Below are 17,834 nucleotides of genomic sequence, written 5' to 3'. Positions count from 1 at the left end.
GAGCAGTCCAGGGAGGTGGCGAAATGCCGACAATTAAAGTGGCTATACTCGGCTTCGGCACTGTAGGTGAAGGTATTTACAGGATTTTGCAAGAACGGAAAGAAGCGATTCAGAAAGAAACAGGCTATACGATTGACGTCCATTCGATCCTTGTCAGAAATAAGGGCAAAGTGCGTCTAACAATCCCTGGAACGAAGGTAACGGATGATGTGCAGGAAATCTTGTCAAACCCGGAAATCGATGTCGTCTTTGAAGCGATTGTCGGGGAAGAACCGGCATATACGTATCTTTCGGAGGCGATTGAAAAAGGTTGTCATGTCATTACGGCAAATAAGGCCATGTTTGCGAAGCATGGCCCGGCACTTTTGAAACATGCACAATTCCGGGATGTCAAAGTCTGTTACGAAGCAACGACAGCGGGGGGCGTTCCGATCATCCGAACGATTTCCAGCTTATTGCCCGCAGACCGTGTGAGAAGGATCCGTGGCGTCCTAAATGGAACATCCAATTTCATCCTGACAAAAATGCGGGAAGAAGGTATTTCATTCGAGGCGGCACTTCGCGAAGCACAAGCACGAGGGTTTGCAGAAGCGGACCCGACAGATGATGTTGGTGGGATGGACGCCTTCCGGAAATTGATGATTTTAAGCACGCTTGCGTTTGGCAAACAGCCCGATTGGCAAGACGTACCGATCGTTGGAATCGATCAATTGACGATTCCGGATATTGCGGACGCGTCGAAAGGGAACCTTCGTTATCGACATGTAGCAAATATTACGATAGAGGCGGACGGGACACTGCGCGGCAGCGTCGGCCCAGTACTGATTGAGCCGGGTCATCAGCTCTATGGAGTAGATGGGGTCGATAATGCAGTCATCGTAGATACGGAACATCTAGGTGCGTTGACGTTGATCGGTCCGGGAGCTGGCATGTATCCGACAGCCAGCGCGATGGTGGGAGATTTACTACAGATCATCGGCAAACGTGAAACAGTGGCCTTGACAAGCTGAAAAAGGGACTCCTCATTAATCATTTTTAATGAGGAGTCCCTTTTTAATTTTTCCTTTCATAGGAAATGATGAAGCTTTTGATTTAAGCATATTAGCGAATGGTTCTAGAGGATGATGATAAGATACCTTTTTGCAATTCGCTCATACCTTCTTTTTTACGAACGAAAATGAAATAAGAGGTAATGGTTAAACTCGCTATTAACAATGTGAGGATAGCCTGTATCCTTAATGACTCGATGATGAGCATGGCGATAAAGATTCCTGCAATACAGAGAATAGTTGCATACGTCAAGTAAGGAAACAGCCACATCTTAAGTTGAAGTGCTTCCGGTTTTTCTTGTTCAAGTATTCTGCGCATCTGTAACTGTGAAAAGGCAATCACTAGATATACCAGTAATGCTACGGCTCCTGAAGAATTCACCAAAAAGAGAAAGATTTTATCGGGTGAAGTATAGCTGAAGATGACCGCAATATAGGAAAAGACTGTACTGAAAAGTATTGCTCGTACAGGAACCCCTTTTTTACTCAATTTAAGAAATGCCTTAGGTGCATCTCCTTTCTTTGCCATGCCGTATAGCATGCGCGAATTCGCATATAATGCGGAGTTTAAACAAGAAAGAACGGCAGTCAAAACGACAAAGTTCATAAGTTGTGCCGCTGCTGGGATACCGATATAATCGAGTACCGCAACGAACGGGCTGACAAGAATGTTAGCAGAGTTCCACGGTAATAATGTAACGACAATAGCAATGGAGCCAATGTAGAAGATAAGAATACGCCAAATGACACTATTGGTTGCAATACGTACTGCTTTTCCAGGATGATCTGATTCGCCAGCTGCAATCGCTACGATTTCGGTACCCATAAAAGAAAAAATGACAACTGTAATTCCGAGTAGAACGGAACCGAATCCGGTCGGTATGAAACCGCCATTTCCTAAAAGATTCGCGGTTCCTGGTGCCCCCACACCGGGATACCAGCCAAAAATGACACAAAGACCAACAACAAGGAATAAACCGATACTAATGACTTTGATAAGCGAAAACCAATATTCAAACTCTCCAAAGGATTTAACTGAAAAAAGATTTGTAAGTGTCAACAAAACAGTTAAGATGAGTGCCATTAACCAAAGAGGGAAATCGGGTATCCAGTATTGCATAATGGCCGCACCGGCAATTGCTTCAATCGCAATCACGACAACCCAGAAAAACCAATACAACCAACCGATTGTAAAACCTGCCCACGGTCCAATTGCATCGCTGGCGTATGTGGAGAAAGAGCCACTTGTTGGATAAGCCGCCGCCATTTCACCAAGCATTCTCATGACCAACACGACAATAGTTCCTGCAAAAGCATAAGAAAGAATGGCCCCTGGTCCTGAAGCATTAATCACTGCACCACTTCCGATAAACAGACCTGCACCGATAACCCCAGCAATTGAGATCATGCTGATATGTCTGATTTTCAAATCTGATTTTAACTGACCCTGTTGTTTCATTATCTACATTCCCCCTTGTGAAAGTGATAATTCTCTGCTAACAATGTACAATTCCGTTGCTCAATTGCTATACGTGTAATTTTCGTTAGATTTCCAATCTTGCTCCTTTCGTTGAAATTTGTAAACGGTTTCACTAAACTTAAGCGAATATTCACTTAAGTTATTTATATAAATCATACACAACTGGAAACTAATTTTCGTAGACAAGTTGTAAATAGATAGGGGATTAAATTAGACGGGGTGTTAAATTTCGTCTTTCTATTAAATTGTTTGATACATTTCCTTAACAATTGAGATAAAACTTCTTGTCGCATGCGATGCCTGCTTTGTAATACCTAAACCGATAATCCTGTACGCCTCTTCTTCAAATTCAAGGGCTGTGATGCCATCCGGAGTATTCTTCAGGACGAGTTCAGGTCGGATATTAATTCCTATATTTGCTTGTACTAAGGCGATGATGGACTGATCATCTGAAACTTCATATTTAACATTGGGATCGATATTGTGTTTGTTAAAAAAAGTGATGACCTCACTATCCCATCCTTTTTTAGGCTTGATTAACGGAAATTCCTCGAGTTGCTGAATACACATTGCTGTTTGTAAATGTAAAGGGTTGTTGTTCGAAACGATGCAAAACAGTTTGTCCTTGTGCAAAGGTAAAAATTCAAGCCCTTTTTTAATGGGCGCTGTCGTGAAGCAACAATCTAATTCCCCTAATTGCACGGCATTTTCTAGACTTTCGTAGTCGTCTTCAAAAATTTCAACAATGATGTCGGGGTGCTTCCTCTTGAACTCTTTTAGAATGGTTGGAAGCCAATGCGTCGTTACACTTGCGAAGGTTCCTACTTTTATAACCCCTGATTCTAATCCGTTTAGTGCGAGAGCTTCCTGTTGTAAGTTATGATGCGCGTGAATAATCGTAAGTGTATGTTCGTATATTTTCTCCCCTTCTCTCGTCAGCTTAATTCCCGATCGATTACGAAGTAATAACTGCAAATCCAATTCGTCTTCAAGACTCTTAATGGCACGACTTACCGCGGATTGTGTGAGATTTAATTCGATTCCTGTCCTTGTAATGCTCTGTAGTTGAACAACCTTATTGAAGATTTCATACCTCTGAATGGTCATTATACACGGCCTCCTTAATCAACATGAAAAAAAGTCATGCAAAACATTACAAACAGTCGTTTTACTAATTCTAATAGTCCAACTATACTGAAAATAAGTCAAGGGAAACTATAAGATTTGAATCGACAATGGTTTTAAGGGAACTCGATTCGCGATCGGATAGGGGATGATAGATGGGTAGTCTACTTAGTAATGATAGATGTGAAAGCGTTGTCTTTTTGAAGTCGGGTAGAACATTCTAGCTAGGAGGGGGAAAAATCAACATGACACTTACGATCGAGAAATTTGAACCGGTTCTCAGAGAAAAAACAACAGTTCAAAGGATGTATATTAACGGAAAATGGGTTACGAGTGTTTCAAATAAGACGCGGGAAATCGTAAACCCTGCAAATAATGAAGGTATTGCGGTGGTGACAGAAGGTGTAGAGGAAGAAGCGAACGCAGCCGTCAAAGCAGCCAAAGATGCATTTTATAAAAATGGTTGGAAAACAGTCTATGCCCGCATAAGAGCAGACCTACTTTTGAAAGTTGCAAGTAAATTAGCAGAACGTAAAGAAGAGTTTGCCATGCTCGAGACATTAAACAATGGAAAAGTGTATGAGGACTCGCTAGACGATGTCGAAGATGCGATCCATCAATTTCAATACTATGCGGGTCTTGCCACAAAGCCGCATGGGCAAACCTATGAGGTACCGGATGAGATACGAGCGATGGTTGTCCGCGAACCGATTGGCGTTGTAGCGCAAATTGTTCCTTGGAATTACCCGCTTGTCATGGCAGCACAGAAAATGTCAGCGGCGTTGGCAGCCGGCTGTACGGTCGTTATCAAGCCTGCCTCACAGACACCGCTCACGCTCATTCGCTTGTTTGAGATTTTGGATGAAGTCGGTTTTCCGGAAGGTGTTGTGAATCTGGTGCTCGGTTCGGGTTCGGTTATTGGCGATAGGCTAGTCAATCATCCGGATGTTGATAAGATCTCTTTCACTGGAGGTACTTCAACAGGCAAGCAAATTATGAAGGATGCCGCGGATACGATTAAAAAGGTTGGCCTCGAGCTTGGCGGGAAATCGCCCAATATCGTATTTGCGGATGCGGACTTTGAGACGGCGGTCGACTATGCATTACTTGCGATATTCGCAGGGCAAGGACAGGTTTGTTCCGCAGGCTCACGTCTTCTTCTTGAAAAAAGTATTTACGATAAATTTGTCCCTGAGCTTGTAGCACGGGCGAAGAAAATCAAAATCGGACCGGGTTGGCAAGATGGGACGGAAATGGGACCACTTATCTCACAAGCTCATATGAAGAGCGTATTGGACTACGTGAAAATCGGAGTGGAAGAGGGAGCGGAACTTCTGTGTGGTGGAAATCGAATAACGGATGGCGAACTTGCAAAAGGCAACTTTGTCGAGCCGACGATTTTTACTAACACCAAACCAGATATGCGTATTGTGCAAGAAGAGATCTTTGGTCCTGTTCTTGTCATTCAAGTATTTGAAACAGAAGAAGAGGCCCTTGAGTTGGCGAATGGCACGGACTTTGGACTAGCTGCTGCTGTGTTCACCAATGATGGAGCGAAAGCGCAGCGTGTCATCCGTGGTCTGCAAGCAGGTATTACGTGGATCAATGCCTATCACCCGACATTTAACGAGGCGCCGTGGAGTGGCTATAAACAAAGCGGAATTGGTGCTGATCTAGGAACATACGGTTTTGAAGAATATTTGCTGACAAAACAGGTCAATATCGCTCTCCATGTGCAACCGTCTGGGTGGTATAAGGGGTAATTGGTAATGCGACATAAGGGGGTTACATCATGAACAGTTTTGATATTGTCGTCATTGGTGCCGGCATTATAGGCTCTAGTGTCGCCTATCATTTATCCAAAGAAGGCTATAGCGTGGCACTTGTTGAAAAAGGCGACATCGCAAACGGAACATCCAGCCGCTGTGATGCTGTAGCGCTCATTTGTGATAAGAAACCCGGAATCGATACGGAGATAGGATTTAAAAGTATCCAACTCTATAAAGAATTGGTGAAAGAATTCTCGTTCGATTTTGAGTTTTCCACCCGAGGGAGCTTGTACGTTTGTGAAACCGAACAAGAGCTTGAAATCGCAAACGGGTACGTCGCGGAACAAAGTGCTGCAGGATATGACATGAAAATGGTCGACCACAAGGAGCTGCTAGAGATCGAGCCTTATTTGGCAAAGGATCTAGAAGGTGGGATCTGGACGGAAGTCGATTCTACAATGAACCCTTATTTAGTCTGTTATGCATTCGTGGAAGAAGCCAAAAAATACGGCTTGAAATTATTCACGAACCATGAAGTAAGGGACATTACAAAACGATTGGATGGCCGTGTGCAGTCGGTCATCACAGATAGGACAACGATTCACACAAACCGGGTTGTAAACTGTGCGGGTGTCTGGGCGGCGAAAATAGGAGAAATGGTGGGGATTGATATACCGATTCAGCCGCGAAAAGGGATGGTGCTCATCTCAGAGAAAACAAAGCCAGTCGTCGGCCAAAAAGTGCATGAATTCGGCTATATGCTTTCAAAATTTGAAGATATTCAGTACAAGCGCAATGTCAGTAAGCTTGTAGAAGAGAATAATATAGCCTTTACCATTGAGCCAACAGAAGCAAATAACTTTCTGCTAGGAGGTCATCGTGCATTTAAAGGGTACGATATCAGCTCGGAAAATGATGTCATACGGGGAATCGCGGAAAGGGCCATCCGCTTCCTGCCGATCCTCAAAGATATTAGTTGTATACGTGCCTACGCGGGTATTCGCCCATGGGTGGCTGACCATCTGCCAATCGTCTCTGAAGTCGAAGAGGTGCCAGGCTTTTATATTGCTAGTGGTCACGAAGGTGATGGCATCAGTATGGCACCGATTACCGGCAGAATGATTACACAGCTAATCGCTGGACAAGAAACAGACTTTAATATAGATCGATTAAACTTCTCGCGTTACAAGCAATTGGATAAGGTTTCAAGCTATTAATCATAAAAAAATCGTAAATTGGAGGAATGAACTATGTATAAACCATTCGGAATGATTCCAGCAATGCCAACACCTTTTGACGAACAAGGAAAGGTAGATTTTGCAGCGTTTAACGCATTGATCGAGCACTTGATCGAGGGCGGCGTCCACTGTCTTCTCGCAGGTGGAAGCACAGGAGAATATTCACTGATGTCACTGGAAGAGCGGAAATCTGTCTTAAAAGCAGCGGTCGATGCTTCGAATGGACGTGTTCCGATTATGGCCGGAACGAGTGCCCATCGAACGGAAGAAACGCTCGAACTAACGAAATATGCAGCAGAAATCGGTGCAGATTGTGCGCTTGTGATTACGCCTTATTATATGCAGACGAGTGAAGCGGGCATTATCGACTACTTTAAAACAATTGCAGAGCAATCCGGCATCGGGATTGTCATTTATCATTATCCATCTGCAACAGGCGTGGAGCTGTCTCCGGAGCTAATCGCTCAGTTAAGTAAAATTGAAGGAATTGTAGGTGTGAAAAATACAACAGATCAAGAGCATACGTGCAAAGTAATCGGTCTGACAAAAGATCAGGAGGATTTCGCTGTGCTAACTGGATACGAGCACTTGATACTGCCAACATTAGCTGTCGGAGGGGATGGCGCAACAGGAATTATCCCTAATCTGATTCCGAAAGAAATTGTGAAGCTTTATGATTTATTCACAAAAGAAAAGGATATTGAAGGGGCAATCGCGCTTAACCAGCAACTACTTCCACTCTATGACTATGTTGAAGCGGAGCCAAGCCCAGGTCCGGTAAAAGCGGGTCTTGATATCATCGGGTTGAAAGGCGGAACTGTCCGTTCCCCACTCGTTCCAGCTTCTGAAGAATTAAAACAGAAAATGAAAGTGACACTTTCTGAGCTTGGCTATGAAGTAAGCCCAGTCTAATCAATTACGCCTCGGCGTAATTGCGTCCAGATTTTGAATCGAGCTTGAGGCCCACACGATGTGGGTCATGCAAGCGTTGCGAATCGAACAGCGAAGGGTTCGATTTGCCGTATTTCTGTGATCTTTGCAGAAATTAAGGCACTTTCCTTTTTAGGACGTCGCGCATTTAGCTTGCCTTCATTTGACTCCTTTCAAAATCTGTGACATCCGCCGGAGGCTTTATCTTCGTTCAGCGGGCGTTTGAACACCTACTGAACAGTAAGCAAAATCGCATTCATCTCGTCATCTATAGAGGTGGGAGCCTTCTGTAGCTGACGCTTCGCTTTCAGTACAAAAAGATTTGCTGAATGAAGATAACTTGTGGGGAATAGTCGAAAAACTATTCCCTACTCTCTTATCAATCAACTTAAAGGTGGGGACAGCATGACGATGATAACTGCGGAAAAAAGAGAATATGGCTTTATTGAAAATGGAATAAAAACGAAAGTCCATATGAAAAAGGGGCAGTATATTTCAGGTTTTTCTGTAGGTATTCTGTTTTTAGATGAATGTTGGTATCCGATTTTACCGGGCAATGTAGCCAATCTGACCACTTATGATTTTCCTGTTGTGTTAAAAGTCGTACCGAATTGCACGCAAGAGAGAATTCACGCAGGGGATCCAACACTTATCGATGATGTCATTCGTGCAGCCAAACAATTTGAGGCTGAAGGGGCTCGGGTCATTTGTGGAGCTTGTGGTTTTTTCGGTAACTTCCAAGAGCAAGTAGCGAATGCGGTTGATATTCCTGTTTTTCTATCAAGTGTTGTGCAATTACCTTGGATTAAAACAGGGCTAAAATCAACTCAACGTGTGGGTATGTTGACGGCTGATAGTCATGGCATTACACCAGCTTTATACAAGAGTTGCGGCATCGATAGTCCGGATTACGTCGTTGTGAAGGATTTAGGTAGATTGCCAGAGTTTTCGGCAATCATTGAAAGTAGAGGCAGCTTTGATAATGATATTGTGCGTGAGGAAGTTGTCAATGCAGCGCTAGAGCTTGTCCGTGACAACCCGGATATCGGAGCGATCCTATTGGAGTGCAGTGATCTACCCCCATATGCAGCGGATATTCAACGAGCAGTTGGACTACCGGTCTATGATTTTATCACAATGATACGATGGGCACATATGGCAACAACACAAAGACCATATGATGGTTTCATTTAAGGCGGGAGGTTTTAATCATGAACGATGACAAGACGCTTGTATGCAGATGTGAAGAAGTATCGCTGAAGACCATTCGTGACACCGTCCAGCAATTCAGCTGTTCCTCCCGTGAAGTGAAATTGCGCACACGGGCGGGGATGGGGTATTGCGGTGGAAGAACTTGCCGACATGTTATCGATACAATTGTTTCAGATGTAAACCAGCAGGCTGTTGCGGATGAGGTACAACTGAGTTATCGTCCGCCGGTTCGTCCCATGACTTTTGGCGTGTTAGGAGGGTGCTGCCATGACAATGAGAGTTGTTAATCATCCAGTTCTAGGAAAACTGCAGGAACGGAATCAGATTACAATCTATTTCAACAACCAACCCTATCAAGTGTATGAAGGTGACACCATCGCTTCTGCCATGATGGCTGAAGGCATTAAGACGCTGCGGCATCATGAGGAGAGTGGTAAAGGTCGGGGCATCTATTGCAATATAGGTCATTGTTTTGAATGCCGGGTTCAAGTGGGGGAGAGACAGGTCGTACGAGCTTGTTTGACACCGGTTTCAGAAGGTATGGAAATTCATTCAATTACTGCCTTTAAGAAGGGAGACGAATCACATTGGTGAGCTTATTAATTATTGGGGCGGGACCTGCGGGCTTAAGTGCGGCAATTGCGGCGGCTGAGCAAGGCCTTGATGTCAAAGTGATTGACGAGTTTACCAAATCGGGTGGACGCCTGCTCGGACAACTTCACCAAGAGCCAAACGGCGATTGGTGGAATGGTATCGCAATGGGGGAAAAGCTCCATCAAGAGGCGCTTCGTGTAGGAGTTGACATCCAAGGTGAGGTATCTGTCTTTGATATTAGTCGATCCGCTACAGGTTGGACGGTGTACACCTCGCAAGGAATGATGGAAACAAGAAAACTGCTATTGGCCACCGGCGCATCGGAAATCCCTATTCCACTACCTGGATGGACACTCCCAGGGGTAATGTCCATTGGAGCTGCACAAGTGATGGGCAATGTCCATCGGGTAAAGCCGGGAAATACATGTGTCATTATTGGTGCAAATGTACTGTCCATGGCAATTGCCAATGAATTGAGATTATGTGGAATTAAAGTGAAGGAAATTATTCTACCGGCAGCGGGATCCATTTCCAAAGACGCGGGCAGACCGGAGAAAGTGCTGGCATCTTTGATGAAGTTAACACATCTGGCACCAACTGCTATTCTGCGTCAGGCGGGTAAACTTGGGAAATTTGTCAATCCAAGCTTCGCTATTAAGTTCTTTCCTAAAAAAGGTATTAAGCTATTTGATATTCCGATCCGGATTAAGAAGGCCGCCATCGAAATTGTTGGTGATGAGCATGCAACGGGTGTGCGGACAGTTGCGATTTCATCGGAAGGAAAAGAAATTCCGGGAAGTGAAAAGGTCACGGAAGCTGATTTTGTCTGTATAGCTGGAGGGCTGGCACCAATGTCAGAGCTTGCCTCGGTCGTTGGATGTTCATTCAAGTATGTACCGGAGCTTGGCGGTCACGTGCCTGTCCATAATGAACGGATGCAAACCAACGTCCCAAATCTCTTTGTGGCGGGAAATATCACGGGAGTTGAAAGTGCGAAAGTTGCGATGGCTCAAGGGAAAGTGGCAGGACTATCAATCGCCTTGGAATCGGGTAGTACAAGTAAGGAAATAGAGTTATTACTAAAGGTGGCCATTGAAGAAGTTCAGAAAACAAGGGCAACGGCGCTCATGCAGTTTCAACCTGGCATACCGGAAGCTCGAGAAATGGTGTACCGCCAATTTCTGCTTGAAGAACAGGCTATGAAACGAAAAGAATCGGTTTCATAAGAAAATGGATTGGAGGCGCGGATTTGAAGCTATTAATAGTGGGTGCCAATGGGACAATTGGCAAAGCGGTAGTTGAAGAAATGAAGGATACAGCTGAAATTATTCAAGCAAGTAGAAGTAATTCGACCATCCAAGTAGATATTACGTCGACAGCTAGTATTCAACATATGTTTGAGGAAGTTGGAGAAATAGATGCACTTGTCTGTACGGCGGGTGCGGCACATTTTGGAACTGTTGAAGAGCTCACCCCGGAACTCAATCGTATCGCCGTGGAAAGTAAGCTTCTTGGTCAGGTGAATTTGGTGCTTCTTGGATTACCCTACATACGTGATAAGGGGAGCATTACGTTAATAACAGGCATTCTCATGGATGATCCCATTGTGAAAGGGGCTTCCTCTGCGATGGCAAACGGAGGTGTTCGTGCCTTCGTTACATCGTCGGCGATTGAATTGCCAAGAGGTATTCGCATTAATAGTGTGAGTCCGAATATGCTTGAGGAATCGAAAGAAAAGTATGGTCCGTTTTTTGAAGGATACGAGCCGGTTCCGGCACAACGAGTTGCACTAGCTTTTAGAAAGAGCATTTTAGGTGCTCAAACGGGACAAAGCTATACCGCTTATTGAGAATCGGGTCACAACAATGGCCTTTAACCTGAAGGGGGAAGTCATGACAGAAAAAACAGTTGTCATTACGGGGGCAGGAAGCGGTCTGGGCGCATCCCTGGCAAAGCAGTTTTCAGTATGCGGATATCATGTATGTTTACTTGGAAGAACGCAAGACAAGCTTATCCGAACAGCTTCAAAACTCGAAAATGACCATTCGATTTATGAAGTGGATGTCACCTCACTCACAAGTGTTCACCATGTCATGAAAAGAATACAGGAAGCGCGTGGTTCGATCGATTGTTTAATCAATAATGCCGGTGTAGGGGTTTTTAAGTACTTCGGGGATCTCAAGCCAAAAGAAATCGATCAAATGATAGATACGAATTTAAAAGGAACAATCTATTGTACGCAGGAAGTATTGGCTGGGATGAAAGAAAAAAATAGGGGAACTATCGTCAATATCGTTTCGGCGTCCGGGAAAGTAGCAAAAGAGACGGAGAGTGTCTATAGTGCAAGTAAATTTGGTGTCCGGGGTTTTTCAGATGCACTTGCATTGGAATTGAAAAATTCCGGTGTACAGATTTTCTCTGTCTATATGGGGAATATGAAAACGGATTTATGGGGGGACGAACATCCCGAGGGTCAGTTGAATAATTATATGGATCCAGATGACGTAGCTGAAATCATTATTGAAAATTTAAAGCCACGGAAACATTTATATGTGACAGATGTGACCATTTTGAACCATGTTTAACGGCGAGATTGGAAAGTAATACGACTCATTTGTTCAGATTATTCCCAATTGTCCGAAGGGGGACGCTTATGACTGATTTTATCAATTGGCTGAGTGGAATGGTGTGGAACCAATATTTTATTTATTGTTTTTTAGCAGTCGGATTGTTTTTTACGATTACAACAAGGTTTGTTCAAGTGAGGCATTTTAAAGACATGATCAGGCTGATGTTCCAAAGGAAGAGTTCCGAAAGTGGTGTCTCTTCCTTCCAAGCTATTTCAATGTCACTGGGAAGTCGGGTTGGAACAGGCAATATTGCAGGTGTGGCGACTGCGATTGCGTTAGGGGGCCCCGGTGCCGTTTTTTGGATGTGGGTAATGGCATTCTTAGGTGCTGCAACTTCCTTTATCGAAATTACATTAGGTCAAGTCTATAAAAGCAAAATTGATGGAGAATATCGCGGTGGCCCTTCTTATTATATTGAAAAGGGGCTCGGATTAAAGAAGTTTGCTTTTGCATATGCGGTGTTAACCATTGTTGCAAACGGTTTCTTGCTTATGAATATCCAGTCGAATACAGTTGCTGGATCAATGGCGAGTGCATTTGGCATAAGCCCGATTATTACAGGCCTGGTAATGGTAGTCCTCTTGGCAATGATTGTATTTGGAGGAGTCAAGCGAATTGCAAAGGTTGCGGAATGGGTTGTACCCATCATGGCCATTGGGTACTTGGTTGTTACTGTGATTATCCTTAGTGTAAATGCAACGGCCATACCAGCCGTTTTTACGTTGATTTTTTCAAGCGCCTTTGGTGTTGAAGCGACATTCGGAGGGATCGTCGGATCTGCCATTGCATGGGGCGTTCAGCGTGGATTTTTCTCAAATGCTGCCGGTTCAGGTGGAGAGACTTTCGAGGGTTCCGCGGCAGAAGTGACACATCCTGCGAAGCAAGGACTCGTGCAGGCCTTAGCCGTCTATATCGATACATGGGTCATTTGTTCGGCAACAGCTTTTATGATCTTGATCACGGGACTGTATAATGTACAACCATCTGGCTCAAAAGCACTTGCAACCAATATTCCTGGGGTAGAAGCCGGCGCTATGAATGTCCAACTAGCGGTGGATTCTGTATTTACGGGATTCGGCCATATTTTTATCGCGCTTGCTTTATTTTTCTTCTGCTTTACAACGATGATTGCCTATTATTATAAATCCGAAACGAGCTTGGCTTTTATTAATCGCAATCAAAAAGGCAATAGGGCTTGGTTAGGGTTTCTCTTGAAATTTGGTGTTCTCATTTTTGCACTGACAGGTAGTGTTGTTTCTGCAAGTACCGCTTGGACGCTTGGAGATATTGGGCTAGGGAGTATGGCTTATTTGAATATCATTGCCATCCTGCTTTTGAGAAAACCGGCGTTGAAAGTATTAAAAGATTATCGAGAACAGAGAAAGGCTGGAAAAGATCCAGTATTCGATCCAGTAAAGCTTGGGATAAAGAACGCAGACTTCTGGGAAAATGAGTTTAAAACGGGTAGGTTAGAGAAAGGAATTGCACCTGAGAAAAGCAAACTTGACCGGTCTGCTAGCGGTAAAGTACAGCCACTTGTGAAATGAAGTTGACTGGAAAAACGAAAGAAAAGAGGCGGATTATGAGATTAAGGGATAAAGTTGCTATCGTAACAGGCGCAGGCTCAGGAAATGGAGCTGCCATTGCTAAAGGATTTCTTGCAGCAGGAGCGAAAGTGGTGTTTGCTGACATTAATGTCAGCGCGGCAGAGCAGGAAGCGATCCAATCAGAATACGGTAAAGATGCTTGGATTGCGGTAGAAGTGGATGTTGCAAATCAGAGTTCTGTCGAAGAGTTAATCCGTGAAACTTTGAAAGCGTTTTCGAAAATAGATGTTATGGTGGCTAACGCTGGAATTACGATCAGAAAACCATTTCTTGAGTTGTCGGAAGCAGATTATGATCGTGTAATGGACGTGAATGCAAAGGGTGTTTTCTTTTGCAGTCAAGAAGCTGCTCGGATTATGGTTGAACAGGGTGGTGGTAGCATTATTCATATGTCTTCCACGACCTCCGTTTTGGCAGAAGGAAATGCGGTACAGTATGGTGCCTCCAAAGGAGCTGTCGCTGCGATGACACGCCATATGGCATTGGATTTAGGCGAGCAAAACGTTCGAGTGAATGCCATCGCTCCAGGAACCATTCAAACTAAATTGACAGGATCCCGTTTACAGGCTGAAGGAGTCGTCGCGAGAGAAGCGGAACTGACAATGTTAAAACGCATCGGACAACCGGATGATTTAATAGGAGCTGCACTATTTTTAGCATCCGATGAATCGTCATTTATAACTGGAACGCAAATCTTCGTAGATGGTGGTTATTCGGTAAAGTAAATCTCCCCAACATACTGAATTTTAAGGATATTAGAAGAGGGGAGTAGTGCGATTCAGGAATTGGCTCAAATATGTAAAAAGGAACTGGGGTATCGCGACAATCCACTTCCTTTTTATGTATCCTGTGGAAAAGATGGACTCGTCTACAATTCGAGATGTGGATAATGAATCCTGCATCCTGAATTACCTGATAGTAACGATGCCGAGGAGGGGATGGTTTTTTATGTTAGAAATAGTGAATTTCTTGAATGGGTATATTTGGAGTAAGGCCCTAGTATTCCTATTCTTAGCTGTCGGACTATACTTTACCGTCATAACTAGATTTGTACAAGTTAGGCGTTTGAAAGACATGATTACTTTACTATTTGAAAAGAATAATGATAATGCAGGTATTTCTTCCTTTCAAGCATTAGCGATGTCTTTGGGCAGTCGTATCGGAACCGGTAATATTGTTGGGGTAGCTGTTGCTATCAGTTTAGGAGGACCAGGAGCAGTCTTTTGGATGTGGATTACAGGATTTTTTGGAAGTGCCACTTCTTTTATCGAGATCACATTAACTCAAATTTATAAAAGTAAATTAGAGGGTGAGTATCGTGGTGGAACGCCGTTCTATATTTACAAGGGATTAAATTTAAAATGGTTCGCTGTTAGTTCGGCAATTGTTTTGACAGTAGTCATCGGTATTTTGTGGCCGACTGTACAAGCGAATACAATCGCGCTAACCGTACAAGATTCTTTTCATATTCCACCTTTGGTCACAGGGATTTTATTGGCGTCGTTAATCGCTGTTATTATTTACGGTGGCGTTAAGCGTATTGCGACTGTTTCGGAATACTTGGTTCCATTCATGGCGCTTGGCTATGTGGGGATCTGTATCGCGTTATTAGCTTTCAATGCTTCTGAAATCCCGGCTATGTTTACATTGATTGTTACAAGTGCTTTAAATCTGAATGCTACATTCGCCGGGTTATTAGGGACTGCAATTGCTATGGGCGTACAGCGCGGAGTGTTTGCAAGTGCTGCAGGTCTTGGTACTGAAACTTTCGAGTCCGGTGCGACAAGTGTATCACATCCTGCAAAACAAGGTTTGGTACAAGCACTTTCAATTTATATTGACACTTTCTTAATTTGTACTGCCACTGCTTTTATGATTTTAATTACAGGGATGTATAATGTTGTTCCTAGCGGTAGGGATGCAATTGTTAGCAACTTATCAGGTACTGGTCCAGAATTATATACGCAATTGGCAATGGGAACTTTAGTTTCGCAGACTTTCGGTCAATACTTCATGGCAGCCTCATTATTCTTATTCTGCTTTACAACTTTAATTACTTATTTCTATAAAATGGATACCAACATCGCGTTTGTCAGAGAAACGCTGAACCTCAGAAGTTCAGGTAACGTTGTTAATCACCTCGCACGTTTTGGTCTTCTCGGAATGGTGATTTTCGGTGCAGTTAACTCGGCTCCATTGATCTGGGGGATTACGGATGTAGGTGTTGGTCTTCTCGGATGGATTAATGTGATCACTATTTTCACCTTATCTAAAATTGCTCTAAAAGCGCTTAAAGATTACGATGAACAGAAAAAAGCAGGGCTCAATCCTGTTTTCCATCCGAGTAAAGTCGGGATTAAAAATGCTGATTTCTGGGAAGAGCTTGAAGCGAAAGAAGGCACTGCCGAAACAGAGCTTGACCCTGTCTTCCGCCCGAGTAAAGTTGGTATTTAACATAGAAGCCCTTCATTCAAAGAAAGCATATTGAACACATAGCACCTCTTGATCATGTATCAAAGGAGGTGCTTTCTAGCGTCACAACAACAATGAACGATCGTCAGCCTTACTCTTGTTGTCCGTCAATAGCCGATGGGCCATGATTGCAACTTCGAGTGCAAGGCGATTGGATGGTGCCATAAATTTTTCCCCTAAAAGTGATTCCAGCTTTTCAAGTCGCTGGTATAATGTTTGTCTGACAATAAATAGGCGATCGGCCGTTTCTTTTTTAGAGCCGCTGCATGCCAGATAGACTTGAAGTGTTTCAAAAAGCGTACTGCCCATCTTTTGATCGTAGTCAAGAATAGCAGATAAGTAATCTCGGACGTAGGCTTCAAGATGGTTGCTGTTTTTTAGAAGAAGAAGGAGTCTATAAATTCCTAGCTCTTCATAGAAGTTTGTCTCCGCTAACCTCGATTCATGGAGGGCAAGAATTTTCTTGGCTTCTTCATAACCTCTTTTTACATCTGCAAGCTCCTTATAAACCATACTTATTCCGAACGTACACTTTTCCCCGGCAATGAAGCTATTATCCTTCATTTCAGCAATGTGTTGGATTACTTGTGAAAAACGAGTAGTCTCATTTATTAGCTGATCAACGGCGATGAAGGGAGCAATGACAGTAATCTCATTTTTGGTCGATGATACAGCGGGAAAAAAACCTGCTCTTTTAAAGACGGATCGGATCATTGCCGACCTCTGTAGTTTAATTTCTTCCCAATCATCTTCGCTAAGGTTTATTTCTTGTTCATTGGTTTGAATGGTAAAAATCCTGAAATACATATTTCGACTCATGGTGGGCAAATAACTTTGTAAATCGTCTTGTTCGAAATCCCTACCGTTTAATAAGTTTCGAACAAATTCATCTTCATTATGTTGTTTCCTTTCTTCAATTGTACGATTGCGCAATAAAATTTGGGCAATCGCAAGCGAGGCACGATCCAAAATAAGAAAGGTGAATTCGTCTGATATTGGCTGACCCACTTGTAGGCAGAGATAACCCCAGGTTTGTCCGAGTCCTTTAACAGACATAAGGGCGAATGCTTGACCTTCCAGTGAGAAAATTGTCTGCTCCACATCGCCGGAAGGAAGGGTTTCAATATAATTCCGAATGGTGTATTCCATCTCTTTGCTTTCAGGCGGATAATAATAAGCTTTTCTATCATCTGTCATAAATAGAATGCTTTTTTGGAAAAACTGGTGTAATTCCTGTAAAATTTTCAAAATTCCATTAGGCGTCAAGGACAAAGCATTGAATTTCCTTGATAGCATATCGAGTTGTGAAAGCATTTGATGGTGTTGATTGATGATAAATGTATGAAGATCCTGTGTGATTTCAACAAATTTCACGGTATTTTCAAATACAATGATTGGGAAATCATGTTCGTTTGCGAGACTGATGATGTCCGCCGGAATTTCTGTGAAATGAGTTCCTAACTCAATGCAAAGACATGCGACGGCTTTTTCGACTAGTTTCTTCACATGTTCCAACTGGGTGGGCAGATCGGATTGCAGGCCCCCACCTGTTGTCAGAATCATTTCTCCACCATCGACCAGTGACTCAAATTCATTAACTTCTAGTACATGTGTCCATTTCACCTGCCGATCCAATCCGCCCTCGCCCGCCACAACTTTTGCAGATGTAAATGAATCGCGGGAAAGAATATTACCAACAGTCAATTTCAATTCATTCATTTAACAGAA

The 17,834-nt window shown here is 43.4% G+C and carries 16 protein-coding genes; 13 read left to right on the top strand and 3 right to left on the bottom strand.

What is annotated here, in order from left to right; all coding sequences use genetic code 11:
* The first annotated feature begins 23 nt into the window (after window positions 1-23).
* On the top strand, window positions 24-1,010 hold the full coding sequence (locus ACFPRA_RS11510; protein ID WP_381434314.1) for a homoserine dehydrogenase: 987 nt from the start codon (window positions 24-26) through the stop codon (window positions 1,008-1,010).
* A 91-nt stretch (window positions 1,011-1,101) separates the two neighbouring features.
* Here ACFPRA_RS11510 and ACFPRA_RS11505 read toward each other — a convergent pair whose 3' ends face one another.
* Window positions 1,102-2,508, bottom strand: coding sequence for an amino acid permease (locus tag ACFPRA_RS11505; protein WP_381434311.1), 1,407 nt, complete (start codon window positions 2,506-2,508; stop codon window positions 1,102-1,104).
* A 261-nt stretch (window positions 2,509-2,769) separates the two neighbouring features.
* Window positions 2,770-3,636, bottom strand: a complete 867-nt coding sequence (locus ACFPRA_RS11500) for a LysR family transcriptional regulator (RefSeq protein ID WP_239389627.1) — start codon at window positions 3,634-3,636, stop codon at window positions 2,770-2,772.
* A gap of 263 nt (window positions 3,637-3,899) precedes the next feature.
* Here ACFPRA_RS11500 and ACFPRA_RS11495 point away from each other — a divergent pair, with 263 nt between their 5' ends.
* The 12 genes from ACFPRA_RS11495 (at window position 3,900) to ACFPRA_RS11440 (ending at window position 16,088) form a co-directional block, all read left to right on the top strand.
* Complete coding sequence (locus ACFPRA_RS11495; RefSeq protein WP_381434308.1) at window positions 3,900-5,417, top strand: aldehyde dehydrogenase family protein; 1,518 nt, start codon at window positions 3,900-3,902, stop codon at window positions 5,415-5,417.
* A gap of 29 nt (window positions 5,418-5,446) precedes the next feature.
* Window positions 5,447-6,640: an NAD(P)/FAD-dependent oxidoreductase gene (locus ACFPRA_RS11490; RefSeq protein ID WP_381434305.1), complete on the top strand. Its 1,194-nt coding sequence runs from the start codon at window positions 5,447-5,449 to the stop codon at window positions 6,638-6,640.
* A 33-nt stretch (window positions 6,641-6,673) separates the two neighbouring features.
* Window positions 6,674-7,573 (top strand): 4-hydroxy-tetrahydrodipicolinate synthase, encoded by a 900-nt coding sequence (gene dapA, locus ACFPRA_RS11485; protein WP_381434303.1) that lies wholly within the window; start codon window positions 6,674-6,676, stop codon window positions 7,571-7,573.
* A 423-nt stretch (window positions 7,574-7,996) separates the two neighbouring features.
* Complete coding sequence (locus ACFPRA_RS11480) at window positions 7,997-8,785, top strand: aspartate/glutamate racemase family protein (RefSeq protein WP_381434299.1); 789 nt, start codon at window positions 7,997-7,999, stop codon at window positions 8,783-8,785.
* A 17-nt stretch (window positions 8,786-8,802) separates the two neighbouring features.
* Entirely contained in the window at window positions 8,803-9,090 is a 288-nt protein-coding gene (locus tag ACFPRA_RS11475) for a (2Fe-2S)-binding protein (RefSeq protein ID WP_381434297.1), read from the top strand.
* Complete coding sequence (locus ACFPRA_RS11470; RefSeq protein ID WP_381434294.1) at window positions 9,071-9,397, top strand: (2Fe-2S)-binding protein; 327 nt, start codon at window positions 9,071-9,073, stop codon at window positions 9,395-9,397. The genes ACFPRA_RS11475 and ACFPRA_RS11470 overlap by 20 nt, the downstream gene beginning before the upstream one ends.
* Window positions 9,391-10,623 carry an NAD(P)/FAD-dependent oxidoreductase gene (locus ACFPRA_RS11465; RefSeq protein ID WP_381434291.1) on the top strand — a complete coding sequence of 411 codons (1,233 nt, stop codon included), beginning with the start codon at window positions 9,391-9,393 and terminating at the stop codon, window positions 10,621-10,623. The genes ACFPRA_RS11470 and ACFPRA_RS11465 overlap by 7 nt, the downstream gene beginning before the upstream one ends.
* 23 nt (window positions 10,624-10,646) lie before the next feature.
* Window positions 10,647-11,246 carry a short chain dehydrogenase gene (locus tag ACFPRA_RS11460; protein WP_381434288.1) on the top strand — a complete coding sequence of 200 codons (600 nt, stop codon included), beginning with the start codon at window positions 10,647-10,649 and terminating at the stop codon, window positions 11,244-11,246.
* A 43-nt stretch (window positions 11,247-11,289) separates the two neighbouring features.
* The gene (locus ACFPRA_RS11455; protein ID WP_381434286.1) at window positions 11,290-11,982 is read left to right on the top strand and encodes an SDR family oxidoreductase; all 693 of its coding nucleotides are present in this window, start codon (window positions 11,290-11,292) and stop codon (window positions 11,980-11,982) included.
* A 68-nt stretch (window positions 11,983-12,050) separates the two neighbouring features.
* Window positions 12,051-13,574: an alanine/glycine:cation symporter family protein gene (locus tag ACFPRA_RS11450; RefSeq protein WP_381434283.1), complete on the top strand. Its 1,524-nt coding sequence runs from the start codon at window positions 12,051-12,053 to the stop codon at window positions 13,572-13,574.
* Window positions 13,575-13,609: 35 nt separating this feature from the next.
* Window positions 13,610-14,359: an SDR family NAD(P)-dependent oxidoreductase gene (locus tag ACFPRA_RS11445; RefSeq protein ID WP_381434280.1), complete on the top strand. Its 750-nt coding sequence runs from the start codon at window positions 13,610-13,612 to the stop codon at window positions 14,357-14,359.
* A 223-nt stretch (window positions 14,360-14,582) separates the two neighbouring features.
* A complete protein-coding gene (locus ACFPRA_RS11440) occupies window positions 14,583-16,088 on the top strand; it encodes an alanine/glycine:cation symporter family protein (protein WP_381434277.1) in 1,506 nt (501 codons plus the stop codon).
* Between the two features lie 81 nt (window positions 16,089-16,169).
* Here ACFPRA_RS11440 and ACFPRA_RS11435 read toward each other — a convergent pair whose 3' ends face one another.
* Complete coding sequence (locus ACFPRA_RS11435) at window positions 16,170-17,825, bottom strand: PucR family transcriptional regulator (RefSeq protein ID WP_381434275.1); 1,656 nt, start codon at window positions 17,823-17,825, stop codon at window positions 16,170-16,172.
* Between the last annotated feature and the right edge of the window lie 9 nt (window positions 17,826-17,834).

This window comes from Sporosarcina soli (assembly GCF_042655805.1).
Classification (GTDB): domain Bacteria; phylum Bacillota; class Bacilli; order Bacillales_A; family Planococcaceae; genus Sporosarcina; species Sporosarcina soli.
Note: the sequence above shows the minus strand (reverse complement) of the source record. Positions and strands in the feature narration are given on the sequence as shown.